The sequence below is a fragment of the Pseudoalteromonas phenolica genome, from assembly GCF_044788725.1.
Lineage (GTDB): Bacteria > Pseudomonadota > Gammaproteobacteria > Enterobacterales > Alteromonadaceae > Pseudoalteromonas > Pseudoalteromonas phenolica_C.
On the sequence record NZ_CP173161.1, the window covers coordinates 1,990,652 to 2,015,915 of the forward strand.

Annotated in this window: 23 protein-coding genes and 1 tRNA gene; 7 read left to right on the forward strand and 17 right to left on the reverse strand. The window is 39.8% G+C overall.

What is annotated here, in order from left to right; genetic code table 11:
- Nucleotides 1–126 precede the first annotated feature (126 nt).
- Nucleotides 127–606, reverse strand: coding sequence for a leucine-responsive transcriptional regulator Lrp (gene lrp, locus ACH784_RS09055; protein ID WP_404389456.1), 480 nt, complete (start codon nt 604–606; stop codon nt 127–129).
- 143 nt (nt 607–749) lie between these two features.
- Between lrp and ald the strand changes: the two genes are divergently transcribed.
- Nucleotides 750–1,871 carry an alanine dehydrogenase gene (gene ald / locus ACH784_RS09060; protein WP_404389458.1) on the forward strand — a complete coding sequence of 374 codons (1,122 nt, stop codon included), beginning with the start codon at nt 750–752 and terminating at the stop codon, nt 1,869–1,871.
- A 43-nt stretch (nt 1,872–1,914) separates the two neighbouring features.
- On the opposite strand, the gene ACH784_RS09065 is transcribed toward ald, so the two are convergent.
- Nucleotides 1,915–3,246, reverse strand: coding sequence for an IS4 family transposase (locus tag ACH784_RS09065; RefSeq protein ID WP_404389461.1), 1,332 nt, complete (start codon nt 3,244–3,246; stop codon nt 1,915–1,917).
- A gap of 149 nt (nt 3,247–3,395) precedes the next feature.
- Nucleotides 3,396–3,830, reverse strand: a complete 435-nt coding sequence (locus ACH784_RS09070) for an ATP-binding protein (protein ID WP_404389463.1) — start codon at nt 3,828–3,830, stop codon at nt 3,396–3,398.
- Nucleotides 3,831–4,060: 230 nt separating this feature from the next.
- On the opposite strand from ACH784_RS09070, the gene asnS reads away from it, so the two are divergent.
- Complete coding sequence (asnS, locus tag ACH784_RS09075; protein ID WP_404389465.1) at nt 4,061–5,458, forward strand: asparagine--tRNA ligase; 1,398 nt, start codon at nt 4,061–4,063, stop codon at nt 5,456–5,458.
- Nucleotides 5,459–5,618: 160 nt separating this feature from the next.
- Here asnS and ACH784_RS09080 read toward each other — a convergent pair whose 3' ends face one another.
- From ACH784_RS09080 to ACH784_RS09100, 5 genes are all read right to left on the reverse strand, one after another.
- Nucleotides 5,619–6,236 carry an FKBP-type peptidyl-prolyl cis-trans isomerase gene (locus ACH784_RS09080; protein ID WP_138482268.1) on the reverse strand — a complete coding sequence of 206 codons (618 nt, stop codon included), beginning with the start codon at nt 6,234–6,236 and terminating at the stop codon, nt 5,619–5,621.
- Nucleotides 6,237–6,301: 65 nt separating this feature from the next.
- Complete coding sequence (locus tag ACH784_RS09085) at nt 6,302–6,673, reverse strand: hypothetical protein (RefSeq protein WP_404389467.1); 372 nt, start codon at nt 6,671–6,673, stop codon at nt 6,302–6,304.
- A gap of 49 nt (nt 6,674–6,722) precedes the next feature.
- Nucleotides 6,723–6,813, reverse strand: a tRNA-Ser gene (locus tag ACH784_RS09090).
- Between the two features lie 84 nt (nt 6,814–6,897).
- Nucleotides 6,898–7,269 carry a hypothetical protein gene (locus tag ACH784_RS09095; protein WP_404389469.1) on the reverse strand — a complete coding sequence of 124 codons (372 nt, stop codon included), beginning with the start codon at nt 7,267–7,269 and terminating at the stop codon, nt 6,898–6,900.
- Nucleotides 7,270–7,382: 113 nt separating this feature from the next.
- Entirely contained in the window at nt 7,383–8,372 is a 990-nt protein-coding gene (locus ACH784_RS09100) for a rhodanese-related sulfurtransferase (RefSeq protein ID WP_138568562.1), read from the reverse strand.
- Nucleotides 8,373–8,570: 198 nt separating this feature from the next.
- On the opposite strand from ACH784_RS09100, the gene ACH784_RS09105 reads away from it, so the two are divergent.
- The gene (locus ACH784_RS09105; RefSeq protein WP_404389472.1) at nt 8,571–9,896 is read left to right on the forward strand and encodes a DEAD/DEAH box helicase; all 1,326 of its coding nucleotides are present in this window, start codon (nt 8,571–8,573) and stop codon (nt 9,894–9,896) included.
- Nucleotides 9,893–10,729: a S1 RNA-binding domain-containing protein gene (locus ACH784_RS09110; RefSeq protein WP_404395230.1), complete on the forward strand. Its 837-nt coding sequence runs from the start codon at nt 9,893–9,895 to the stop codon at nt 10,727–10,729. Before ACH784_RS09105 ends, ACH784_RS09110 begins: the two co-directional genes overlap by 4 nt.
- 58 nt (nt 10,730–10,787) lie before the next feature.
- Here the strand turns inward: ACH784_RS09110 and pyrF are convergent, their stop codons facing one another.
- The 9 genes from pyrF to gyrA all read right to left on the reverse strand — a co-directional run bounded on the left by pyrF (nt 10,788) and on the right by gyrA (nt 21,068).
- A complete protein-coding gene (gene pyrF, locus ACH784_RS09115; RefSeq protein ID WP_404389474.1) occupies nt 10,788–11,492 on the reverse strand; it encodes an orotidine-5'-phosphate decarboxylase in 705 nt (234 codons plus the stop codon).
- Between the two features lie 32 nt (nt 11,493–11,524).
- Entirely contained in the window at nt 11,525–12,661 is a 1,137-nt protein-coding gene (locus tag ACH784_RS09120) for a lipopolysaccharide assembly protein LapB (protein WP_404389476.1), read from the reverse strand.
- The gene (locus ACH784_RS09125) at nt 12,661–12,927 is read right to left on the reverse strand and encodes a lipopolysaccharide assembly protein LapA domain-containing protein (protein WP_138568557.1); all 267 of its coding nucleotides are present in this window, start codon (nt 12,925–12,927) and stop codon (nt 12,661–12,663) included. Before ACH784_RS09125 ends, ACH784_RS09120 begins: the two co-directional genes overlap by 1 nt.
- A gap of 14 nt (nt 12,928–12,941) precedes the next feature.
- Nucleotides 12,942–13,232 carry an integration host factor subunit beta gene (ihfB, locus tag ACH784_RS09130; RefSeq protein ID WP_404389479.1) on the reverse strand — a complete coding sequence of 97 codons (291 nt, stop codon included), beginning with the start codon at nt 13,230–13,232 and terminating at the stop codon, nt 12,942–12,944.
- Nucleotides 13,233–13,290: 58 nt separating this feature from the next.
- Entirely contained in the window at nt 13,291–14,958 is a 1,668-nt protein-coding gene (gene rpsA, locus ACH784_RS09135) for a 30S ribosomal protein S1 (RefSeq protein ID WP_058029725.1), read from the reverse strand.
- Between the two features lie 92 nt (nt 14,959–15,050).
- Nucleotides 15,051–15,764, reverse strand: coding sequence for a (d)CMP kinase (gene cmk, locus ACH784_RS09140; protein WP_349287301.1), 714 nt, complete (start codon nt 15,762–15,764; stop codon nt 15,051–15,053).
- A 154-nt stretch (nt 15,765–15,918) separates the two neighbouring features.
- A complete protein-coding gene (gene aroA, locus ACH784_RS09145) occupies nt 15,919–17,199 on the reverse strand; it encodes a 3-phosphoshikimate 1-carboxyvinyltransferase (protein WP_404389482.1) in 1,281 nt (426 codons plus the stop codon).
- Nucleotides 17,199–18,278, reverse strand: coding sequence for a 3-phosphoserine/phosphohydroxythreonine transaminase (gene serC, locus ACH784_RS09150; protein ID WP_404389484.1), 1,080 nt, complete (start codon nt 18,276–18,278; stop codon nt 17,199–17,201). Before serC ends, aroA begins: the two co-directional genes overlap by 1 nt.
- A gap of 105 nt (nt 18,279–18,383) precedes the next feature.
- The gene (gene gyrA, locus ACH784_RS09155) at nt 18,384–21,068 is read right to left on the reverse strand and encodes a DNA topoisomerase (ATP-hydrolyzing) subunit A (RefSeq protein WP_404389486.1); all 2,685 of its coding nucleotides are present in this window, start codon (nt 21,066–21,068) and stop codon (nt 18,384–18,386) included.
- Between the two features lie 178 nt (nt 21,069–21,246).
- Here gyrA and ubiG point away from each other — a divergent pair, with 178 nt between their 5' ends.
- The 3 genes from ubiG to nrdA all read left to right on the forward strand — a co-directional run bounded on the left by ubiG (nt 21,247) and on the right by nrdA (nt 25,244).
- Nucleotides 21,247–21,957, forward strand: a complete 711-nt coding sequence (gene ubiG, locus ACH784_RS09160) for a bifunctional 2-polyprenyl-6-hydroxyphenol methylase/3-demethylubiquinol 3-O-methyltransferase UbiG (protein ID WP_404389488.1) — start codon at nt 21,247–21,249, stop codon at nt 21,955–21,957.
- Complete coding sequence (locus ACH784_RS09165; protein WP_404389490.1) at nt 21,957–22,601, forward strand: HAD family hydrolase; 645 nt, start codon at nt 21,957–21,959, stop codon at nt 22,599–22,601. Before ubiG ends, ACH784_RS09165 begins: the two co-directional genes overlap by 1 nt.
- A 357-nt stretch (nt 22,602–22,958) precedes the next feature.
- Nucleotides 22,959–25,244 carry a class 1a ribonucleoside-diphosphate reductase subunit alpha gene (nrdA, locus tag ACH784_RS09170; RefSeq protein ID WP_404389492.1) on the forward strand — a complete coding sequence of 762 codons (2,286 nt, stop codon included), beginning with the start codon at nt 22,959–22,961 and terminating at the stop codon, nt 25,242–25,244.
- Nucleotides 25,245–25,264 lie beyond the last annotated feature (20 nt).

Below are 25,264 nucleotides of genomic sequence, written 5' to 3' on the forward strand. Positions count from 1 at the left end.
GTTTTCACTATGCTTTTTTATTGAATCGACACTCAATTTGAACTTTACGGATATTAAATTCGGTTTAACCTGAATAAACGCTTAAAACGTTTTATTCTTCGTTAATACAACAATATCAAGAAATTCTTATGCTTCACAGGGTTTTATGATTTCACCAAGCTCCCCTTTCACCTCTTCCATTACAACATAAGTACGGCTATCACTAATGTTAGGAAGTTGAAGAAGTATATCACCAAGTACAGCTCGATACTCAGACATATCTGTTACTCGCGTTTTTAAAAGAAAATCAAAGTTACCTGATACTAAGTGACATTCAATAATCTCGTCATGCTGTCGAACTGCTTGATTAAATTTATCGAACACATCAGGACTATTTTTATTAATTGATACTTCAACATAAACTAATAAGGCTTGGCCAAGTTTTACTGGGTCAACAACCGCTTTATATCCTTTTATATAGCCTTCTCGCTCAAGCTTTTTTACACGTTCTAAGCAAGGTGTTGCACTTAAGCCTATTCGCCTAGCAAGTTCTACATTAGAAAGCCTGCCGTCTTTCTGAAGTTCTACTAAAATGTTTCTGTCTATTCGATCTAACTGTTGATACATAGTATTCCAGTATTTTTATCTACCATTTGAGCCTTTACAGGATTAACACCTAAAAGATACACCAAAAAAGGTAGGACATACTAGCTATGGACCAATATAATAGTCGAAAATTTTATCCCGTTCTTATTTATGAGGCGATTATTATGCTTATCGGTGTACCTAAAGAAATAAAAAACCATGAATACCGCGTTGGTATGGTTCCAGCGAGTGTTCGTGAACTAATCAACAACGGCCACCAAGTTGTAGTTGAAACAAATGCTGGTATCGGCATTGGTTTTACTGATGAAGATTATGTTGCTGTTGGTGCTGAGATTTTACCAACCGCTGCTGACGTTTTTGCTCAAGCAGACATGATCGTTAAAGTAAAAGAGCCACAGGCAGTTGAGCGTGCAATGTTACGTGAAGGTCAAATCTTATTTACTTACCTTCACCTTGCACCAGACCTTCCACAAACTGAAGACCTAGTTAAGAGCAAGTCTATCTGTATCGCATACGAAACTGTAACTGATGCTCGTGGTGGTTTACCACTATTAGCGCCTATGTCAGAAGTTGCTGGCCGTATGTCAATTCAAGCTGGTGCACAGGCACTTGAAAAATCAAATGCAGGCCGCGGTATGCTTCTAGGTGGTGTACCTGGTGTTGAGCCGGCTAAAGTTGTTGTTATCGGTGCTGGTATGGTTGGTAATAACGCAGCACAGATGGCTGTAGGCATGGGTGCAGATGTTGTAGTTCTTGACCGCAACGTTGACGTTCTTCGTCGTATTGACGCACAATTCGGAAACCGTGTTAAAGCAGTATATTCAACTGCTGACGCACTAGAAAAGCACGTATTAGAAGCTGATCTTGTAATCGGTGGCGTACTAATCCCTGGTGCAGCAGCGCCAAAACTAGTTACTGCTGAGCACATCAAGAACATGAAACCTGGTTCTGCAATCGTTGACGTTGCAATCGACCAAGGTGGTTGTATTGCAACTTCAAAAGCAACAACTCACGCTGATCCTACTTACATTGTGGATGATGTTGTTCACTACTGTGTTGCTAACATGCCAGGTGCTGTTCCGCGTACTTCAACGTTTGCACTTAACAATGCGACATTACCGTACATCATCAAGCTAGCAAACAAAGGCTATAAAGCTGCACTTCTTGAAGACGAGCACTTCTTAAACGGCCTTAACGTGATCAACGGTAAAATTACATGTAAAGAAGTTGCTGAAGGCTTCAACATGGAATTCGTTGAGCCACGTACAGCTTTAGAAAACGCTTAATTCATTAAGCTACAAGAAAAACCCGCTTTACGCGTAATGCCAGTCAGTTAAGAATTGACTGGCATTTTCTTTTATACGGATATTTCCTTGGTTTCTTTCTAACCTCTCTTGGGTATCTCCTATCAGGAAGCCGGTCTGGTAATACAAACAATCTTAGTGTTGTCAGCAGCTCTTCATAATGTACTGGCAACTTACTCGCACTGTGGATAGGAGTGAGCATAAAAAATGCGATGATATGGCGCATACATAAACTAAAACTAAGTTGTCTGGGTATCAGGATTTCTTCCGCTTTCGTTGCATCAATCATTGCAATGCGGATTAAGTTGTAAGCTAACAGTAGTCCCCATAACTCTTGACGTACCATATCTGGCTTTTTACTTCGTAATGCATGTTTAGACTGATGCAACCCTTGTTTCATTTCTCTAAAGCCCAACTCTATTTCCCAACGCTGAGTATAGACTTCTGTTAATTCATCATATGGATAACGCATGGGATCGATTAATGAACTCAGTACACGGTAGCTTTTCCCATCAACTTTATACGTAGTGAGTCGGGCGGTTATTTGCTCTGGTAAATCTTTAAATTTACTTTTAGCTTGAGGGCTAGTATGTAAAGAGATTATTTTATCTTCATCGCTGATATGACGTTCAACTTGGTATTGTAAATCCTTGCGAGCTGGTAACATCCAATGTGTATTTTTACCTTGTCTTTGCCACTGATATAAAAGGCCTAAAGAGTAATAGCCACGGTCAAATAGCGTTAAAGAGTCATCTGGGACAGACGATAAAAGTCTTTTGGCAAGTGTCATTTCCCCTACATGGCGTGCATCAAAGCTACTATCCAGTAATAGATGGCTTGATACCTCCATCAAACTACACATCCTGATTTGAGGATAACTGCCTTCACCAAATTGATTACTGTCACTACCAAACGCAATACGATTTTCTTCGTTATCTTGAGTTCTAAAGCTCACTCCATCAACAGCTAACAAATTCAGTCCACACCACTGCTCAAAGGCATGCTTGTAAAATGCTCTTTGGGCCAACAATCGAAACGAGTGACACACTGCATCAACCCCTAAACGTTGACGGCCTTGAACCAAAGCGCTGGGCGCAACCAGTTTATTTTTCCCCGGCAGCGTAATATCTAATCGGCTTGCGATATCCCATACTGTTTCGTTACGAAATAGGCTCATACCAATGACTGACCACATTATAGCTTCTAACGGCAACCTTCTTCGACGCACGGTTGCAACTCCAGCATATTCGAACGCCTGTTCAAGTATATCGGCATCAAGGACATTCTTTAGTTTATCCAGGGTGTGTACATCATCTAAAAACGAAGTTAGGTCGTCACAGTGATTAGAAAGAGGCATAAAAAAATCCGATATTAGTTTCCTAATATCGGATTCTGAACCCTTTAAAAGATCGGTCAACTGATCTATTTGTTTCTTAACTGATCAGCATTGCGCTATACGCGGGTTTTTTTATAACTATATGAAATGAAAAATTTAGAAGGCAGTCATTACCACTCAAACAAATAAGCCATTTTACTTATCGTTCTTAAAGCGACGTTATGTGTATTTCGTTTTGCATATAAATGTTGTAATGATTTGTCTTTTAGCTCACCCACCACAACTTCTTTGACTTGATAACCTAAAGCATGGGCTGCTTGTGCATAAGCAACGAACTCCCATTTTTTTATATTCGTGTTATCAACGATCACAAGTGGAATCCCCTCAGCCAGCGCATTGATATATCGAGCAAGATTCATATTATGAAATTCTGATAGCTTGAATTTATCGAAATGGTACTCACCTTGTTCATTATAGAAGTAGTCGTCGGTCGCACATATTGCGTATTGTGTCTCGTCACCTGCAACGAGTTCATCGACTAAGTTTTGTGCATAATGGCTTTTACCTGAACCTGGGAGCCCTCTTAGAATAAAAACTTGCTTCATTGCCTCTCAACTAATTACTTATTTTTATCACTTAATATACGCCAATAATGCCATATTTATGTAAATTAGTCATGATACTTATACATAGAGAGTTATTTAGTGCTATTGAGCTGAAAAGAGTTGTCATAAATGGTTTTTTTATTTGCTCATCACAGGTAAGATAATGCCCTCGTACCAAAGGGTACGACAGTTTAAATAATTATTAGAGTAACTAAATCATTGGAGTGAAGATGAGCCACATAGCGATAACGGAGCTACTTAAAGGCACCGTTGCGGTAGACAGCCAAGTAACAGTAAAAGGTTGGATCCGTACACGCCGCGATTCTAAAGCAGGTATTTCTTTCTTAGCCGTACACGACGGTTCTTGTTTTAACCCTATTCAAGCAGTTGTTCCGAATTCGCTCAATAATTATGATGAAGTTACCAATTTAACAGCTGGTTGTTCAGTTAGCGTAACAGGTAAACTGGTTGAGTCTCAAGGCCAGGGCCAAGCATTCGAAATTCAAGCTGAGACAGTTGAAGTTATTGGTCTGGTTGAAAACCCAGATACTTACCCTATGGCTGCAAAGCGCCATAGTATCGAATTCTTACGTGAACACGCGCACTTACGTCCTCGTACAAACGTAATTGGTGCTGTAACACGTGTTCGCAACTGTTTATCACAAGCCATTCACCGTTTCTTCCACGAGCGTGGTTACATGTGGATCAGTACACCAATCATCACAGCAAGTGACTGTGAAGGTGCGGGTGAAATGTTCCGTGTATCAACATTAGATATGCAGAATCTTCCGCTTACAGATAAAGGTGACATTGACTACTCTGAAGATTTCTTCGGTAAAGAAGCGTTCTTAACTGTATCTGGTCAGTTAAATGGTGAAACATACGCAAGTGCGATGTCAAAAATCTACACATTTGGTCCAACTTTCCGTGCTGAGAACTCAAATACGTCTCGTCACCTTGCTGAGTTCTGGATGGTAGAACCAGAAGTTGCATTTGCTGACTTAGAAGACATCGCTAGCCTTGCTGAAGATATGCTTAAGTATGTATTTAAAGCAGTACTTGATGAGCGTCGTGACGATATGGAATTTTTTGCTCAGCGTATCGAGAAAACAGCGATCTCTCGTTTAGAAGAGTTTGTTGAAAAAGATTTCGCGCAAGTTGATTATACTGATGCAATCACAATCCTTGAGAACTGTGGTAAGAAATTTGAGTTCCCAGTTGAATGGGGTGTAGATTTACAATCTGAGCACGAACGTTATCTTGCTGAAGAGCACTTTAAAGCACCAGTAGTAATTAAAAACTACCCTCGTGACATTAAAGCATTCTACATGCGCCAGAATGAAGATGGCAAAACAGTAGCAGCTATGGACGTAGTAGCACCAGGTATTGGTGAAATCATTGGTGGCTCTCAACGTGAAGAACGTTTAGATGTACTAGATGCACGTTTAGAAGAGATGGGTCTACACAAAGAAGACTACAGCTGGTACCGCGATCTACGTAAATACGGCACAGTGCCTCACTCAGGCTTTGGTCTTGGTTTTGAGCGTTTAGTAGCTTATGTGACAGGTATGGGCAATGTACGTGATGTAATCGCCTTCCCTCGTACTAAAGGCAATGCAAACTATTAATCAGCATTAGCTGATAAAAAAGCGCCAAATTGGCGCTTTTTTTGTCTGTTACGAATAGATGAACCAAAAACTTATGCAAAAAAAATCCCCGTACAAAACGGGGATTTTTTATAGCTGATTCAATTCACTGAGTGAAATTGAAAAAGTGGTAAATTCTTAATTAAAGAACTTCTAATAGCTCAACATCGAATACAAGTGTTGAGAAAGGTGCGATTGATGCACCAGCACCACGCTCACCGTATGCTAGGTCATGTGGGATATATAGACGGAATTTAGCACCAGGCGCCATTAGTTGAAGTGCTTCAGTCCAACCTTTGATAACACCATTTACTGGGAATTCAGCAGGTTGACCACGCTCAACAGAGCTGTCGAAAACAGTACCGTTGATTAATGTACCGTGGTAATGAACACGTACAGTTGAATCTGCAGCTGGCTTGTCACCTTCACCTGTTGCTAGCACTTCATATTGTAAGCCTGACTCAGTAACAGTTACTTCTGCACGCTTAGCGTTGTCTTCTAGGAAAGCCGTACCTTCAGCAGCTAAAACTTTAGCTTCTTCTTCGCGACGCTTTTGAATTTCTGCATTGATTGCTTCAAATGCAGCTTGAATCTCAGGGATTTCAACACGAAGTGCTTCACCAGCATACGCATCTTTCATACCTTCAAACACTGAGTGAAGGTTAAGACCATCGAAAGGGTTAGCTTTAAGCTGTTCGCCCATTTGAAGACCGATACCGTAGCTTGCTTTTTCTGCACCTGTATTAAATAAATCAGACATGTAAATTTTCGCTTTTTTAATTTAAAGAATGTTGCAGTGTAACACACTGCAGATTGAGATAAAGGTTACTCTGCTTGCTGCTTATCCATTAATTTCTTAAGCTCAATCACAACAAATGTTGCAAAAGGTAAGCTTAAAACTAAGGCAAGCTTTAACTCTTTGCTGTAGTCGATAAGTTGCTCTGTGAAAAAATATCCGAAACCAATAATCCCGAAAGTTCCAACTATGGTTGCACAGAATACTGGCCATACTTTTTCGTACTTCACAATTAAGTGACCAACTAATAGATTAAACAGAAATGTGTAGAGAACGGTGTTAAGAAGATTCGGGTCTTGTTGTGCATCGATTGATAATTGCAATGCCATTTCCAAGCCACTGACATAGAAAAAACTAAAAATGATCCAAAGTGAAAAACGCTTTACCAAATCAAGTTTCATACTTCCTCCAAACGAAAAAAACCGCCTAAAGGCGGTTTTGGGAATGAGGTGGCGGAGAGATAGGGATTTGAACCCTAGATACGCTATTAACGTATGCCGGTTTTCAAGACCGGTGCTTTCAACCACTCAGCCATCTCTCCGTTGTTGGCGCGAATAATAGATAGTTTTACAAACCTTGTAAAGTACTATTTTAAAAAAAGAACCAATATTGAATTGTTTGATTACTAATAATACTGTTTTGGTCGTTTTGCTATGAATGCGCCCATTAAACTCACGCAAGTTAAGCTTATGAGTACAAATGCTGAATCAACAAATAATTTTGTGATCTCATCTAATGTATAATTTTGTGTATATAAAAGCGGTGCAAATGAAATGCTTCCGACAAAAAGCAACACTTTAAAAGCTCTAGAGAATTCATAGCGTTTACTATAGTTCATCCACCAAGTAAGCACTAAAAGTAAAAATGATGCTGGAAGAAATAAATATTGAACTTGTTCCGTGACATAAGATGAATAGTAAGAAAGAACAGCCCCTATTGCGGACCACAATAACCAAACCCACCAATTCTCTTTTTCTTTTAAAAATAGATTGCCCATAAAGTGTCACATGATTTTATTATTATTAATATCTTTATAAGACTAACAAATATACTGGCTATAAAACAACCGTCTCGGGCAACAAAAAAGCGCTCAATTGAGCGCTTTCTTAATTATGATTTTAAAGCTTTTCGTTGAGCTTCTTTTTGCTGCTGTTTTGCTTGCTTGCGCTGTAGTAAAGCTTCTTGAGCTTCATGCCCGATATGGCCTTCGCCACGCTCTTGCGCCAATTTCATTTGTTTTTGACGCTCAGCGAAGCGTGCACGCTGCTCTTCAGTTACATTATCAATACAGTGATGACAAGAAACACCCTCTTCATATTCAGGCTTTTGTTTTTCTTCTTCGGTGATTGGCATACGACAAGCATGACACTGATCGTATTGACCTTTTTGTAAGTCATGATCGACGGCTACACGGTTATCGAATACAAAACACTCACCTTCCCATAAAGATTCTTCTTTCGGTACTTCTTCAAGGTACTTAAGAATGCCGCCTTCTAAGTGGTAAACTTCATCAAAGCCCTGCTCTTTCATATAAGCAGTCGATTTTTCACAACGAATGCCGCCAGTACAGAACATCGCTACTTTTTTATTTTTAGCAGGGTCTAAGTTTTTCTCTGCCCACTCAGGGAATTCACGGAAAGTCTTAGTGTTTGGGTCAATAGCATGTTTAAACGTGCCGATTTCAATTTCGTAATCATTACGTGTATCAACAACCACAACATCTGGGTCCGAAATAAGCGCGTTCCAATCTTGTGGCTTAACGTAAGAACCAACCACTTTTAATGGGTCGATACCTTCCACACCCATAGTCACGATTTCTTTTTTAAGTTTTACTTTTGTTCTATAGAACGGACACGTTTCGTCGTAAGACTCTTTAGAAACAATATTATCTAAACCTGGTTGCGCATCTAACCAAGCAAGTAATGTATCAATACCTTCACGTTTTGCAGCAACAGTACCGTTAATACCTTCAGCAGCAAGAAGCAAAGTACCACGTACTTCATTTGCTTCCATAACCTCTAAAAGAGGCTGACGAATTTCTTTGAAGTTTGGTAATGAAACGAATTTATAAAGTGCACATACAACATATTGAGCAGACATAATATTCCTAATTAGCTTTGAATAAGGCTATTAGTTCTTAAGCACGACTAATAGCTAACTACCGGATCGTAAATCCGGCGCCGGAGGCGGTATTGTACGGATTTAACAAAAAAATGCACTAATAAAGCTAAAATATCCCTGTGTTGCAGAACTCTGTTTGATATAATTGCTGCTTAAACTTTATTTGGAGTAGTAACTTTGCAATTTACCGAATTAGGTATTGATAGCCGCTTGGCTCAACAACTTTCGCACCAAGGGATAGTTTCACCTACTGAAATTCAGGCTCAGGCCGTTCCAACTGCAATCGCAGGTCACGATGTATTTGCACAATCTAAAACTGGCTCAGGTAAGACATTAGCCTTCTTACTGCCTGCAGTGCACAGAATAATGAAACAAAAAGCATTGAGTAAACGCGATCCTAGAGCGCTTATCATTGCACCTACACGTGAGCTCGCGACACAAGTTTTTAATCAATGCCGACTGTTAATTGCAAGTACTAATATTTCTTTAGTAAAAATCCTTGGCGGTGAGAACTTTAATGACCAAGTGAAAGCACTTCGTAAAAACCCACACATTGTTGTAGCTACACCAGGTCGCTTAGCCGATCACCTTTCTCAAAATACAGTGCAATTGAACGGTTTAGAACTGCTAATTTTCGATGAAGCTGATCGCATGTTAGATTTAGGTTTCGAAGAACAATTAAACTTAATCAACCAATCAGCTGATCATCGTCTAAGGCAAACATTGCTATTTTCAGCGACTTTAGATCATGCACAAGTTGAAGTCACTTCTCGTCAGCTCTTAAAAGCACCAAAACGCATCATTTTGAGTGATGCTCAGCAGAAACACGACGACATTGAGCAAGCACTATATTTTGCTGATCACCTTGATCACAAAGAAGCACTTCTCAAACATTTAGTTGCTGATGCTTCTGTTGGTCAATGCATCATTTTTACAGCCACAAGAAACGACACGCAGCGCATTAGTGAATTACTTAAAGAAATGGATATCTCTGCAGTAGGTCTTGCGGGTGATTTAACGCAAACCAAGCGCTTAGATATTATGGATTCATTTAGTCGCGGCTTATTTAAAGTATTAGTGACCACAGACGTTGCGTCACGGGGTCTTGACTTGTTAAGCGTCACGCACGTTATTAATTTCGATCTTCCTAAACAAGCCGAAGAATATGTGCACCGAATAGGTCGTACCGGGCGAGCTGGCTTTAAAGGTGTTGCAGTATCATTCGTAGGTCCTAAAGATTGGAAGAGCTACCTAGCCATTAAGTCATATTTACATGAAATCCCTGATTTCAAAGTCATTGAAGGGTTAGAGGGTAAATTTAAAGGCCTTAGACCACCAAAACCGGCCAAAAAAATTACTCCAAAATCAAAAGATACGGTTAAAAAGGTTAAGAAAAAACCTTATAAAAAGCCGATTAAGAAAAATAAAAAGCCTATCCCTGCGCCATTCGACGTGGATGGTGCAGCACCATTAAGACGTAAGCCAAAGCCAACTGAGGAATAATTATGTTAGGCACAAAACAACATTTACAAATCACTGAGCTTTGCGCTGAAGGGGCTTATTTAGACGGCGGTCAACTAGGCGAAGTTTTTCTGAAAAAGTCTGAAGTACCAGAGTATTTAGAAGAAGGTGATAGCGTTCAGGTTTTCATCTACCAAGATAATTTAGGTCACCCTACTGCTACGACTAAAGATGTAATTGCTCAAGTTGGCGATTTCGCTTTATTAAGAGTTAAAGAAATAAATAAGATTGGCGCTTTCTTAGATATTGGTATCGATAAAGATATTTTGTCTCCTTACAATGAACAAAAGCCAAAAATGCGTGAAGGCTATAGCTATCTTGTTAAATTATATTTAGATAATGCAAGTAAACGTATTTGTGCATCTAGTAACTTAAAGAAATTTTTAGACAAAGAAACACCGTCATATCAACCAAACGAAGAAGTCGATTTAATCGTTGCTTCTAAAACAGATATTGGCTTTAAAGTTATCATTAATGACAGTCATACAGGTGTGGTGTTTTTTAATACCGTTTTCAAAAGACTGTTTATCGGTCAGAAGTTAAAAGGATTTATCAAACAAGTTAGAGAAGATGGCAAAATAGATGTCGTACTTGAAAAGCAAGGCGTGCAAAAATTTAAAGATCTTGGTGAGCAGATTTTGTCTGAACTTAAAAACTCAGAGGGCTTTATTCCTCTTGGCGATAAATCTGATCCTGAAGAAATTAAGAAACGTTTTGGCTCAAGTAAAGCAAACTTTAAAAAAGCTATCGGCGGTTTGTTTAAACAAGGCTTGATTGATATCGAAGCTAAGTCTATTTCTTTGAAAGAAAAGTAAACAAAACTATTTAAGAAAAAGGCAGCTTGCGCTGCCTTTTATACCTTCGTTAGTCAATTTAAGCGTTAATTTCCAAATTAATGGCTTCTAACGCTTTAACAGGATCTTCAGCTTTAGTAATTGGTCTACCTATTACTAAATAATCACTTCCCGCTTCAACCGCTTTCTTTGGTGTCATAATGCGCTTTTGGTCGCCAACATCTGCACCAACAGGACGAATACCTGGTGTCACTAATTTGAAGTCAGCACCCAATTCAGTTTTTAAGCTTTCAGCTTCTTGAGCTGAACATACGACACCATCAAGGCCTGCTTCTTGTGCAAGCTTGGCAAGATATAAAACTTGCTCTTGTGGCGTTTTATCAACACCTAAACGTGATAACTGTGCCTGATCCATACTTGTTAGAACAGTTACAGCAATCAGTAATGGACCATTTTCATATTTAGCTAAAGCTTCTTTTGCCTTTTGCATCATTTCTAGACCACCACTTGCATGCACGTTAACCATCCACACACCTAGCTCAGCAGCGGCTGTTACAGCTTTAGCAACTGTATTAGGAATATCATGGAATTTTAGGTCTAAGAATACATCAAAACCTAAGTCAACTAACTGTTTAACAAACTGAGGTCCGAAATAGGTGAACATTTCTTTACCGACTTTAAGGCGACACGTTTGAGGAGAAAGTTGCTTAACAAAGTCTAATGCTGCTTGTTCATTGTCATAGTCAAGCGCAATTAATACTTTTTTAGAATCGTGTTGAGACATAATAATCCTAATCGAATAAAGTTAAGTAAGCCTTAAAAACCATCAACGCCTTTATTTGGTCGAATGGTCTCCCAGTGCTTACAAGAAGGGCAAAGCCAATATAATTTATGGCTTGTAAAACCACAGTGACGACACTGATACTCTGGTTTGGTATTTATGTAGGATGTAACTAAATGATCTATCTCATTTAATACATCTTGTAGTTTGTGGTTTTTACTACTCAGCAGTTTTAATAAGTAACTAAAACCTCTAATTGATGGCTCACGTTTTAAACTATCAGTTAGAAATTCTATCGCTTCATTTGCTTTATTTAATTCCAATAAAGATTGGCAATGTTTTATTTTTATCAGCATACCGCCCTTGGGCAATAATTCACTGATCAGTTCATAAAACTGAGACTGTAAATTAAGTGCATTATAGCTATGCTCAAGTTGTTCCATATAAATTGGCGCTGTATCAGTAAAGCTACAAATGAGTTTTCGCCAATAATATATACTCTTCACATAATCTTCATTGTTATAAGCATCTAAACCAAGTTCATACATAGGGCGAATTGTTTTATGGTTTAGTGCAAACGTCTTTTCCATTAATTTAGGCGTTTGATTAGATAATGCGGTTTCACAATAGAAGTTTGCGATTGCGGCACAATGACTTCTTTTACTAAATAAGTCACTGTGAGCTTCAAACATATTCACGCCTTTTTGCCATTCGCTCATTTGTGAATATAAATTAATAATTGGCTCTAGTGCTTGGGTGTTATTAGACTTAACTAGAATAATTAAATGCTCTTCAGCACTGTCTAATAAGCCAGCCATAATGTAATCTTGCGCAAGCTCAAGTCTGCAATCAGACATGATGCGTTCATCTAAATTAGGCTGATTAAGAAGGAGTTCATGAATTTTGATTGCTCTATCTATTTCGCCTCGTTTGCGAAATAAACTGGCTAAAGTAAGGTAATGCTCGACAGAGTCGGCAGAAACTTCAAGAAGTTGAATAAGGTGTTCAAGACCCTGATCTTCTTCACGGTCTAGTAAGAATTTTAGCCCTTTACTATATTCGGACGTTATTTTTCTGCTGTATTCATGAGCTTGATTTTTAGCACTATTCTTACCCATTACATAACCGTAAGCAGCAGCAACAGGAAGAAGTAAAAACAGCAGTTCTATCATTATTGAGTATTTATCTGATCAGCGTTTACTTTATCTTTTCTATTTAAACGGTAATTCTGCCATTTTAGTTTAGAAACTGAAGCAGTGCCGATTAAACAACCAATCAACAACCCAATAATAAATGTGATTGCGAGAATAGTGGCAAGAGGTAAAGTGCTACTCGCTAATATATAGTTTACTTGTACTTCTGAAGGGTTTTGTGAACCTATTACAAAAGCTAAAACTATTAGAACTAACAACAATCCTTTTTTGGCGATCTTTACCAACTGCTACCCTACCCTTAACCTGCAATACTTGCGTTTACTCTGTCTCTAAGCTCTTTACCAGGCTTAAAGTGTGGGACGTGTTTACCATCTAATTCAACTGTTTCACCAGTCTTAGGGTTACGACCAGTACGAGGGGCACGGTAATGTAGCGAAAAACTACCAAATCCACGGATCTCAATGCGATCTGAATCTGCTAATGACCCTGCCATTTGTTCAAGAATCTCTTTAACGGCATTTTCAACGTCCTTCACAGGAATATGAATATGTTGTTCAGCTAACTGTTCTATCAATTCTGACTTTGTCATAATTTTTCCTCAAAATAAAAAGAAAGGGCAAAAGTGCCCTTTCTATCTGTACTCGAAATTAGTCTTTCTGAGCGTTTTTGAAAGCTGCAGCCATTGCATTTTCGAATGCAGGCTCTTCTTTCTTAAGCTTCTCAAGAACTTCTTTCTCTTCAGCTTCGAACATAGCTTTAACTGATAGGCTGATAGTACGGTTCTTACGATCAACACCTACGAATTTAGCTTCGATTTCGTCGCCTGCAGAAACAACAGTTGTTGCATCTTCAACACGCTCTTGAGCGATGTCAGCTACACGGATGTAACCTTCAACACCTTCGATAAGCTCAACAGTTGCACCTTTCGCGTCAACTTCAGTCACTTTACCTTTAACAATAGCACCTTTTTTGTTTGCGTCTAGGTAGTTATTGAAAGGATCTGCTTCAATTTGCTTAACGCCTAGTGAGATACGCTCACGCTCTGGGTCAACTTGAAGTACGATTGCAGTGATTTCGTCGCCTTTCTTGTACTCACGTACCGCTTCTTCACCTGGAGTGTTCCAAGAGATGTCAGATAGGTGTACAAGACCGTCGATACCACCTTCAAGACCGATGAAGATACCGAAGTCAGTGATTGACTTGATCTTACCAGTAACTTGGTCGCCTTTGTTCTGTAGGCGAGCAAATTCTTGCCATGGGTTAGCAATACACTGCTTAAGACCTAGAGAAATACGACGACGCTCTTCGTCGATTTCAAGAACCATAACTTCAACAGTGTCACCTAGTGAAACAACTTTTGAAGGGTGGATGTTTTTGTTAGTCCAATCCATTTCTGAAACGTGAACTAGACCTTCAACACCTTCTTCGATTTCAACGAAACAACCGTAGTCAGTTAGGTTAGTTACACGACCTGAAAGCTTAGCACCTTCAGGGTAACGACCAGCGATAGCTGCCCATGGATCTTCGCCAAGTTGCTTAAGACCTAGAGAAACACGTGTCTTCTCTTTGTCGAACTTAAGTACTTTAACTGCGATTTCGTCACCAACGTTAACGATTTCACTTGGGTGCTTAACGCGTTTCCAAGCCATGTCAGTGATGTGTAGAAGACCATCAACACCACCTAGGTCTACGAATGCACCGTAGTCAGTAAGGTTCTTAACGATACCTTTAACTTCTTGACCTTCAACAAGGTTAGCAAGTAGTTCATCACGCTCTTGTGAGTTTTCAGACTCGATAACTGCACGACGAGAAACAACAACGTTGTTACGCTTCTGGTCAAGCTTGATTACTTTGAACTCTAACTCTTTACCTTCAAGGTGAGTTGTGTCACGTACTGGACGAACATCAACAAGTGAACCAGGTAGGAATGCACGGATTGAATCAACTTCAACAGTGAAACCGCCTTTAACTTTACCATTGATGATACCAGTAACAGTCTCTTGCTCTTCACATGCTTTTTCAAGACGGATCCAAGCTTCGTGACGCTTAGCTTTCTCACGAGAAAGGATAGTTTCACCGAAACCATCTTCGATAGCATCTAGTGCTACGTCTACTTCATCACCAACAGCAACTTCTAGTTCACCAGCAGCATTTTTGAATTGCTCAGCAGGGATTGCACTTTCAGATTTAAGGCCAGCGTCAACAAGAACGATGTTGTTCTCGATTGAGATAACAGTACCTTTAACGATTGAACCTTGTTCTGCTTCAAAACCCTTTAGGCTTTCTTCAAATAACTGCGCAAAATTTTCTGACATTATACGTCTCTAAATATTTAATAATCCAATTGGCAACCATGCCGCATGGGGTAGTTTAACAAGCACCGACTTCCTGTCAGTACATTAAAAATCTATGCTATAAGAGATTGTTTTAACTTACCATTAATGACGGCTTGTTCAAGAATGTTTTGAACTTCATTAAACACTTGTTCAGCGTTTAATGTTGTCGTATCAATTACAATGGCATCTTCAGCAGGCACTAGCGGCGCTACTTTACGATTCATATCTCTGTCATCTCTCGCTTGAATATCAGCAAGAAGACCACTTAGTGTAACATTTAACCCACGACCATTCAACTCGTCGAAACGACGTTGAGCACGCTCTTCTGCGCTTGCTGTAAGGTAAATCTTAACTTCTGCATTTGGAAATACAACTGTGCCCATATCACGACCATCTGCAATTAAACCTGCTTCGGTTCTAAATGCACGCTGGCGACGCAACAAAGCTTCACGAACTCGTGGTAACGCAGCAACTTTTGATGCAGCAGCGCCCACTTCTTCATTTCGGATCGTTAAACTAACGTCTTCGCCTTCTAAAATCACTTTACATGATTTAGTTTCACGGTCGATTGGAAATTGCACATCAAGATTAGCAGCAAGAGGCACTAATGCTTCTTCGTTGTCTAATTCTATGTGGTGATGAATTGCAGCAAGTGCTAAAACACGATAAATCGCACCACTATCTAGCACTTCCCAATTCAATTTTTCAGCTAATAAACGACAAACAGTTCCTTTACCTGAACCACTTGGACCGTCAACGGTGATAACTGGCATTGCAGCCTGCATTTAAACCTCCTGAAATGCTCACCAAAAAATTCCGCGGCATTATACATCATGTTTTATGAATAGATCCTGTTTTAGCTGTAACTTTTTGTTAAATAATATAATTGAGGTACAGGGCTATAATGTTATAACCCTGCTTTTTCAAGATCTTGGGAGATTAATGAGTGCTCAATGATGCAAGTACATCGAAGTATGTTGGGAAGGTTTTCGCCGTACATTTTGGATCATTAATGATCACTTCTTGGCCGCCCACTGCGACCATTGAAAAACACATGGCGATTCTATGATCATCATAAGTATCAATATCAACTAGGTGCAATTTTTCAGGCGGTGTAACTTCAATAAAGTCATTACCTTCAACAACTTCAGCACCTAATTTTTTTAATTCAGTTGCCATAGCATGTAATCGATCTGTTTCTTTTACACGCCAATTGTATATATCTCTAATAGCCGTTTTGCCTTTGGCAAACAGTGCCACTGTCGCTAATGTCATAGCAGCATCAGGAATTGCGTTGGCATTGATATCAACGCCCTTTAATTCGCCTTTGCGAACGACCAGTTTTTCATCATACCAATCGATCTTCGCGCCAACTTGCTCCATCACTTTTGCAAAACCAATATCACCCTGCACACTTGCCTTGCCGACGCCATTGATTTCTATTTCACCACCATTAATGGCTGCAGCAGCAATAAAGTAAGACGCAGATGAGGCATCCCCTTCTACCATAATGCTCTTTGGTGACTGATAGCTTTGACCTGCTTTAACAACAAAATGCTGGTAATTGTCATTTTCTACATGCACACCAAATTTTGCCATCACACCAATTGTAATATCGATATAAGGTTTAGAAACTAATTCACCAATGATCGAGATATTTAAATCACCATCGAATAAAGGGGCAGCCATTAAAATAGCTGTCAAAAATTGACTTGAAATACTGCCATCAATCTCTACATGTCCGCCTACTAGCTTTTTACCAATGATTTTTAATGGTGGATAATCTTTATTTTTAAGGTAAGTAATATCTGCATCAATAGAATCTAATGCATCAACTAAATGACCTATCGGGCGCTCCTCCATTCTAGGCTCGCCAATGAGCTCATAATTGCCTTCAATAGCAGCTAAAACAGCTGTCAAAGGACGATATGCAGTACCAGCATTACCTAAAAATAGCGGTTCATCTGGTGTTTTGAATTTTCCTGAAACACCATGCACAGTTGCGATGGTCTTGTCTTCGTTAAGTTCAACTTTAACACCTAACTGTCCAAGTGCTTTTAGCATGTGTCTGATGTCATCGCTATCAAGCAAGTTAGTGACTTGCGTCACACCATCTGCAAGTGCTGCAAGGAGCAAAATTCGGTTTGAAAGGCTTTTTGAGCCAGGTAAGGTTACTGAACCGCTTACCTTTTTAATTGGCTTTAAGGTAAGTTGTTCCATTAACTATTTTCCTGTGCAAATTTATCCATAAACGCGACTAGAGCTTCAATACCTTCTACTGGCATTGCGTTATAAATACTTGCACGCATACCGCCAACAAACCTATGTCCTTCAAGGGCTAACAACCCTGCGGCTTCAGCTTCAGCTAAGAACTTATCGTTTAAAGCATCATCTTTCAGCCAAAATGGGACATTCATCAATGAGCGACAGTGTGTAGCAACTTTATTAGAATAAAAATCTGAGCTATCAATATAGTCATATAAGATCGCTGCTTTTTTCTTATTATGCGCTTCCATTGCTTTAACACCACCGATTGACTCTAGGTATTGAAATACTTCATTTGCTAAATACCATGCAAAAGTTGGCGGCGTGTTATACATACTGCCTTGTTTTGCTTCAATCGCATAATCAAGTATAGCTGGACGTGGTAAGCCTTCTCGCTTTAACAAGGTTTTACGCACGATAACAATACATAAACCTGAAGGGCCGATATTTTTCTGAGCACCAGCATAAATTAAATCAAAATCATCTACATTGATTTCACGTGACAAGATCATTGAAGACATATCTGCCACGATAGGTGCATCGTGCTTTGGTACTTCGTATATCTCAATACCGTCGATTGTTTCGTTAGGACAATAATGAATAAACGATGCTTTCTCTGGTAAGTTCCACTGTGCTACTGGCTGAATATCGAATTGACCATCTACATCAGTGCGAATATTAATGCCTTCTACTTCAGTAAATTTAGCACCTTCTGTCGTCGCGCCACTAGACCAAATACCATTCTCAACATAAACACCAGGAGCATCATCTAGGTGTAGATTTAAAGGCACAGCAGCAAATTGTCCACGACCACCGCCATGCATAAATAAAACTTCAAATTCATCTGAAATATTCATTAAACGACGAAGGCTTGCTTCGCACTCTTTTACCATTTCTAGGTAAGGCTGAGCTCTGTGGCTCACTTCCATGACAGATACACCTAGGTTCTGCCAATTTAAAAATTCTTGTTGTGCTTTTTTCATTACTTCTGGTGGCAACATTGCCGGACCAGCACAAAAGTTATATACCGTCATTTCCTCATTCCTAAACTGTATATTTGTGAACACATTGAGTTATCGTTATAAATAACTTCACGCTTTTTAGAGTTAAAAAAAGCGGCCGAAGCCGCTTTTTAAGATTTATTCACTTGGAGTATCTTCGCTACTCTCTTGTGTACCTTCCAGGTTATCTTGCACTACTGCTTCAGAACCGTCTTCAGGTAATTCATCAACTTCGATTTCCTCGATACGTTGTAAACCAACTACTTGTTCTTCGTCAATAGTTCTTATCAAAATAACACCTTGTGTGTTACGACCTACTGTAGAAACTTCGTTAACACGAGTACGTACAAGCGTACCGCGGTTTGAGATAATCATGATTTCATTATTATCTTCAACTTGCACCGCACCGACTACGTTACCGTTACGCTCAGATACCTTAATTGATACAACCCCTTGTGTTGCACGGCTCTTCGCTGGATAGTCTTCTAATGGTGTACGTTTACCATAACCATTCTCAGTAACGGTCAAGATTGCACCGTCATTCTTAGGTACGATCAACGATACAACTTTAACACCCTCAGGCATCTTAATACCGCGAACACCGGTTGCTGTACGGCCCATAGGACGTAAAGCAAGCATTTCTTCGCCAGTCTCAGGATCGATCTTAACTTCACCTGTTTCTGAATCACGAAGCTTTTCGTTGAATCGAACTACCTTACCATGATCTGTGAATAGCATGATGTCGTTGCTACCATCTGTGATATCAGCACCGATCAGGTTATCACCTTCGTTAAGGTTGATTGCAATAATACCGCTTGCGCGTTGACGGCTATACGCTGTTAAAGGTGTCTTCTTAACAGTACCGTTTGCTGTTGCCATTAATACATACTTGTCATCTTCATATTCACGAACCGGTAAAATGGTTGTGATACGTTCATCCGCTTCAAGTGGTAACAAGTTAACGATTGGCTTGCCGCGTGCTTGACGAGATGCGAGTGGTAATTGATAAACTTTCAACCAGTACAATCGACCAGCTGTCGAGAAACACAAGATAGTATCGTGGGTATTTGCAACTAACAGACGTTCGATGAAGTCTTCATCCTTCATCTTAGTTGCAGCTTTACCTTTACCGCCACGACGCTGCGCTTCGTAATCAGATAATGGCTGATACTTTACATAGCCTTCGTGAGAAAGTGTTACAACTACATCTTCTTCATTAATCAGATCTTCAAGGCTAATATCGTGGGCAGCAGCACTGATCTCAGTACGACGCTCATCACCATATTGCTCTTTGATCTCAACAAGCTCATCACGAATAACTTCCATTAATCTTTCTGGTGAAGAAAGGATATAAAGAAGTTCTGCAATTAGGTCTAATAGCTCCTGATATTCACCAAGGATCTTCTCGTGTTCAAGGCCTGTTAGCTTGTGTAAGCGTAAATCAAGAATAGCTTGTGCTTGTTGCTCAGATAAATAGTACTGACCGTCACGGATACCAAGTTCAGCAGCTAACCAATCAGGACGTGCAACGTTGTCTTCACCTGCTTTTTCAAGCATGGCTTTAACAGTACCCAACTCCCAAGGACGTGAAACAAGCGCTTGCTTCGCTTCTGATGGGGTTGGAGACTTACGAATTAACTCAATAATTGGGTCGATATTCGCAAGTGCAATTGCGAGACCTTCAAGTGTATGCGCTCGATCACGTGCTTTACGTAAATCGAATACCGTACGACGAGTTACAACTTCACGACGGTGGATAATAAACGCATCAAGCATTTCTTTTAAGTTGAAACACTTAGGTTGGTTATTATCTAGCGCAACCATATTCATACCGAATACAGTTTGCATTTGTGTTTGTGCGTAAAGGTTATTTAATAGAACTTCACCCACTTCACCACGCTTAACCTCAATAACGATACGCATACCGTCTTTGTCAGACTCGTCACGAAGTGCACTAATGCCTTCGATTTTCTTATCTTTTACAAGCTCAGCAATTTTTTCGATTAAGCGTGCTTTGTTAACTTGATATGGAATTTCATGGACGATGATCGTTTCACGACCTGATTTTTCATCCACTTCAATTTCAGCACGCGCACGAATGTAAATCTTACCACGACCCGTTTTGTATGCTTGTTCGATGCCCTTCTTACCGTTAATGATCGCGGCAGTTGGGAAATCTGGACCTGGGATATATTCGATTAACTCTTCAATCGTTAAATCAGGATTTTGAATAAGCGCTAAACAGCCGTTGATCACCTCAGTTAAGTTATGAGGTGGAATGTTTGTTGCCATACCAACAGCGATACCCGATGAGCCATTTACTAATAAGTTAGGCACTTTCGTTGGTAAAACATCAGGGATTTGCTCTGTACCATCGTAGTTAGGTACATAGTCAACCGTTTCTTTTTCAAGATCAGCTAATAGTTCATGCGACATTTTCGCCATACGTACTTCGGTATAACGCATAGCAGCAGCAGAGTCACCGTCAACAGAGCCGAAGTTACCTTGACCGTCAACCAGCATATAACGTAGAGAGAAAGGCTGAGCCATACGAACAATGGTGTCGTATACAGCACTGTCACCATGCGGGTGGTATTTACCGATAACATCACCGACAACACGAGCCGACTTCTTATAAGGCTTATTCCAGTCGTTACGAAGCTCATTCATGGCAAATAATACACGACGGTGAACAGGCTTTAGACCGTCACGTACGTCTGGTAATGCACGACCTACGATTACACTCATCGCGTAATCTAGGTATGAATTTTTTAACTCGTCTTCGATATTGACTGGGAGGATTTCATTGGCGAGATCAGTCATTGATTGCACTTTCCTTCAGAGTCTATCTCTATTAGCACTATCAAGTGCCCTAGAGATTAAGTTATTATTAATATCAACGCCCATGCTAACACAGATTTATTATTATTACAGGCGCAAAATCCGTGTGATTTTGAAATAATCCAATTTAAATGCGCTCAGATTCACGAGGAAGTTTTTTATGACCGAGCATCAGAATGTAGATCCACAAGAAATTGCGAAATTTGAGAGCATCGCAGAAAGATGGTGGGATACAGAAGGAGAATTTAAACCCCTTCACGATATTAATCCGTTACGTCTCGATTTTATTAATGACAAATCTAATGGTTTATTTGATAAACAAGTTGTTGATATCGGCTGTGGTGGCGGTATTTTAACTGAAAGCATGGCGAAACTTGGGGCCAAAGCGACCGGTATAGACTTAGGCCAAGAGCCACTCAATGTTGCCAAACTGCACGCTTTAGAAGTGGGTGTAAAAGTTGACTATATAAAAGTACCCGCAGAAGAATTTGCCGCAAACAATACTGATAAATTTGATGTAGTAACATGCATGGAAATGCTTGAGCACGTCCCAGATCCTGAATCTATTGTTCAAGCTGCTGCAAAAATGGCAAAGCCTGGCGCAAGTGTGTTCTTTTCAACGTTAAACAAAACCATTAAAGCGTATTTGCTTGCTATCGTCGGTGCTGAAAAAATTCTAAAAATGGTACCTGAGGGTACACATGAGCACGATAAGTTTATTCGCCCTTCTGTTTTAATCGGCTGGGCTGAAAAAGCTGGTCTTAAAGTACGCGCCAGTGCGGGGATCAATTACAACCCAATCAATAAAACATTCACCTTGACTGATGATGTCAGTGTGAATTACTTACTACATTTCGAGAAACTTGATTAATGAAGGCTGTCATATTCGATTTAGATGGCACCCTACTCGACACCACTGACGACTTGGGGGCAGCTTTAAACCACGTTCTCGAAATAAATGGTCTTGCTGCTGTTTCTCGAGAAGTATATAGCCCTGCGATTTCTGATGGTGTAAAAGCACTTTTAGAAGTTGGCTTTGGTAGTCGGCTCGCTGAATTTGATTTAGCTCGCTTAAGACAAGATGTACTTGATCATTATGAAGCCAATATTGCTGTGCATACTGATTGCTTTGACGGTGTACCAAAATTAATTCAATCTTTAATTAATGATGATATTAAAGTCGCTATCATGACAAATAAGCCCACATTCCTGACTTTACCTCTTGTTGGACAAATTTCTGCACTTAAAGAAATTGAAGTTATTGTTTGTGGAGACACATTAGATGAAGCTAAGCCTTCACCGAAGCCATTATTATATGCAGCGGAACAATTAGGCATTAGCTCATCCGAATGCCTTTATGTCGGTGATGCACAACGAGATATTCAAGCAGCAAAAGCGGCAGGTATGACTTCTGCTTGTGCTTTGTGGGGATACATCCCAAGTCTAGAAGACGCGTACAGTTGGCAAGCAGATCTAAATTTAACTAACCCACTTTTAGTGCTTGACCATATCTAGTGCTCATATTTACGCCAAAACACTATATCTAGTGTTTTGGCTCTTTCATCGCCACAAGCTGCTCATTAAGAAAACACTCTAAAATTTTTTTTATTTTCTTTAAAAATCGCATCATTTTTATTGATTTCCTGCTGAGGTTACTTGCATCAAACCTCAAAAGGTTAATAGTTACTAACACTTTTTATTTATCCCAAACTTATCCACATTTGTGCATTTACCTTGCTATTGCAAATTAAATTGAACCCCACTATCTTGTGATCCCAATCAGAAGAACCACCATATATAGTGGTCAAAACCTGAGCTATTTTTCGCCAATTATTTTTTAAATATTCAATCCGAAGGATTACAGGCACAGCTATGAACCAACAGTTATCTGTCAGTAAAAGAAACGGCCGCAAAGAGCCGCTCGATCTCGATAAAATTCACCGCGTCATTACTTGGGCTGCAGAAGGCTTAGATAATGTTTCAGTTTCTCAGGTTGAATTAAAGTCACACATTCAATTTTATGATGGGATCCGTACTGAAGATATTCATGAAACTATCATTAAAGCTGCTGCTGATTTAATCGATAAAGATTCTCCGGATTACCAGTACCTTGCTGCGCGTTTAGCTATTTTTCACTTACGCAAGAAAGCATATGGCCAGTTTGAGCCGCCACGTTTATACGACCACATTACAAAGCTGGTTGAACAAAAGCGTTATGATCAACACCTTCTTATCGATTATACCGAGCAAGAAATTGACGAGCTTGATAACTACTTAGATCATAGCCGCGACTTAAACTTCAGCTATGCAGCAGTGAAACAGTTAGAAGGTAAGTACCTTGTACAAAACCGTGTAACTGGCGAAATCTATGAGAGTGCTCAGTTTTTATATATTCTTGTAGCCGCAAGTTTATTCTCTGATTACCCGAAAGAAACTCGTCTTGATTACATCAAACGTTTCTACGATGCGGTTTCTTTATTCAAGATTTCATTACCGACACCTATCATGGCAGGTGTTCGTACACCAACACGACAATTCAGCTCTTGTGTATTAATTGAAACGGGTGATAGCTTAGATTCAATCAATGCGACTTCATCAGCAATCGTTAAATATGTCAGCCAACGTGCTGGTATTGGTATTAATGCGGGTCGTATTCGTGCCCTAGGCAGCCCAATTCGTAACGGTGAAGCTTACCACACAGGGTGTATTCCTTTTTATAAGCACTTCCAAACGGCTGTTAAAAGTTGTTCTCAAGGTGGTGTACGCGGTGGTGCAGCTACCCTATTCTACCCGCTTTGGCATTTAGAAGTAGAAAACCTACTGGTACTTAAAAACAACCGTGGTGTTGAAGAAAACCGTGTTCGTCACCTAGATTACGGTGTGCAGTTCAACAAAACAATGTACGCTCGCCTTATCAAAGACGACTACATCACACTATTCAGCCCGTCTGATGTGCCTGGTCTTTATGATGCATTCTTTGAAGATCAAGAAGAGTTCGAGCGTTTATATACGCAGTACGAGCAAGATGAGTCTATTCGTAAAAAGCGCATTAAAGCCATTGAATTATTCTCTATGTTTGCGCAAGAGCGTGCGAGTACAGGCCGCGTTTACTTACAAAACGTTGACCACTGTAATACACATAGTCCGTTTGATTCAAAAGTTGCACCTATTCGTCAGTCTAACTTATGTCTTGAAATTGCGTTGCCGACAAAGCCGCTTTCACACATTAATGATCCAGAAGGTGAAATCGCGCTGTGTACGCTATCAGCATTTAACCTTGGCGCAATCGAATCTCTAGACGAACTTGAAGAGTTAGCCGAGCTTGCCGTTCGTGCACTTGATAATCTATTAGATTTCCAAGACTACCCTGTTCCTGCTGCTCACACTGCAACTATGGGTCGTCGTACGCTAGGTATTGGTGTAATTAATTATGCTTATTATCTTGCGAAAAATGGCGTTAAATACTCTGATGGTAGTGCAAATAACCTAACACACCGCACATTCGAAGCGATTCAATACTATCTAATGAAAGCTTCAAATGAACTTGCTAAAGAGCGTGGTGCATGTCCTAAGTTCAATGAGACAACGTACTCAAAAGGTATTATGCCGATTGATACTTACAAGCGTGACTTAGATAATATTTGTAGCGAAGAACTTCGTCTTGATTGGGATGCGCTGCGCGCGAGCATTCAAGAGCACGGCATGCGTAACTCTACTGTATCTGCGCTGATGCCATCAGAGACCTCTTCACAGATCTCAAATGCGACAAATGGTATTGAGCCACCTCGAGGCCATATCAGTGTTAAAGCAAGTAAAGATGGTATCTTGAAGCAAGTTGTGCCTGAGTACGAAAAGCTAAAAGATCAATATGAGCTACTTTGGGACATCCCATCGAATGACGGTTACCTTGGTCTTGTTGGTATTATGCAGAAGTTTATAGACCAAACTATCTCTGCAAACACAAATTATGATCCAAGCCGCTTTGAAGGTGGTAAAGTACCAATGAAGTTGCTTCTTAAAGACCTGCTTACTGCTTATAAGTTGGGTGTTAAGACACTTTATTATCACAATACACGTGATGGTGCGTCAGACTCTCAAGACGAATTAAAACCAGAAATTGAAGATGATGGCTGCGAAGGCGGCGCGTGTAAAATTTAATTAAGACGTGAGTAAGCAAT

Bases quoted from the DNA above. Each gene is read 5' to 3' on its own strand.
- aroA (WP_404389482.1), bottom strand. From the start codon at position 17,199: ATGGAACAACTTACCTTAAAGCCAATTAAAAAGGTAAGCGGTTCAGTA.
- ACH784_RS09165 (WP_404389490.1), top strand. From the start codon at position 21,957: ATGAAGGCTGTCATATTCGATTTAGATGGCACCCTACTCGACACCACT.
- cmk (WP_349287301.1), bottom strand. From the start codon at position 15,764: ATGCAGGCTGCAATGCCAGTTATCACCGTTGACGGTCCAAGTGGTTCA.
- serC (WP_404389484.1), bottom strand. From the start codon at position 18,278: ATGACGGTATATAACTTTTGTGCTGGTCCGGCAATGTTGCCACCAGAA.
- gyrA (WP_404389486.1), bottom strand. From the start codon at position 21,068: ATGACTGATCTCGCCAATGAAATCCTCCCAGTCAATATCGAAGACGAG.
- ihfB (WP_404389479.1), bottom strand. From the start codon at position 13,232: ATGACAAAGTCAGAATTGATAGAACAGTTAGCTGAACAACATATTCAT.
- ubiG (WP_404389488.1), top strand. From the start codon at position 21,247: ATGACCGAGCATCAGAATGTAGATCCACAAGAAATTGCGAAATTTGAG.
- ACH784_RS09120 (WP_404389476.1), bottom strand. From the start codon at position 12,661: ATGATAGAACTGCTGTTTTTACTTCTTCCTGTTGCTGCTGCTTACGGT.
- ACH784_RS09085 (WP_404389467.1), bottom strand. From the start codon at position 6,673: ATGAAACTTGATTTGGTAAAGCGTTTTTCACTTTGGATCATTTTTAGT.
- ACH784_RS09070 (WP_404389463.1), bottom strand. From the start codon at position 3,830: ATGAAGCAAGTTTTTATTCTAAGAGGGCTCCCAGGTTCAGGTAAAAGC.
- ACH784_RS09065 (WP_404389461.1), bottom strand. From the start codon at position 3,246: ATGCCTCTTTCTAATCACTGTGACGACCTAACTTCGTTTTTAGATGAT.
- pyrF (WP_404389474.1), bottom strand. From the start codon at position 11,492: ATGTCTCAACACGATTCTAAAAAAGTATTAATTGCGCTTGACTATGAC.
- asnS (WP_404389465.1), top strand. From the start codon at position 4,061: ATGAGCCACATAGCGATAACGGAGCTACTTAAAGGCACCGTTGCGGTA.
- lrp (WP_404389456.1), bottom strand. From the start codon at position 606: ATGTATCAACAGTTAGATCGAATAGACAGAAACATTTTAGTAGAACTT.
- ald (WP_404389458.1), top strand. From the start codon at position 750: ATGCTTATCGGTGTACCTAAAGAAATAAAAAACCATGAATACCGCGTT.
- ACH784_RS09100 (WP_138568562.1), bottom strand. From the start codon at position 8,372: ATGTCTGCTCAATATGTTGTATGTGCACTTTATAAATTCGTTTCATTA.
- ACH784_RS09080 (WP_138482268.1), bottom strand. From the start codon at position 6,236: ATGTCTGATTTATTTAATACAGGTGCAGAAAAAGCAAGCTACGGTATC.
- nrdA (WP_404389492.1), top strand. From the start codon at position 22,959: ATGAACCAACAGTTATCTGTCAGTAAAAGAAACGGCCGCAAAGAGCCG.
- rpsA (WP_058029725.1), bottom strand. From the start codon at position 14,958: ATGTCAGAAAATTTTGCGCAGTTATTTGAAGAAAGCCTAAAGGGTTTT.
- ACH784_RS09095 (WP_404389469.1), bottom strand. From the start codon at position 7,269: ATGGGCAATCTATTTTTAAAAGAAAAAGAGAATTGGTGGGTTTGGTTA.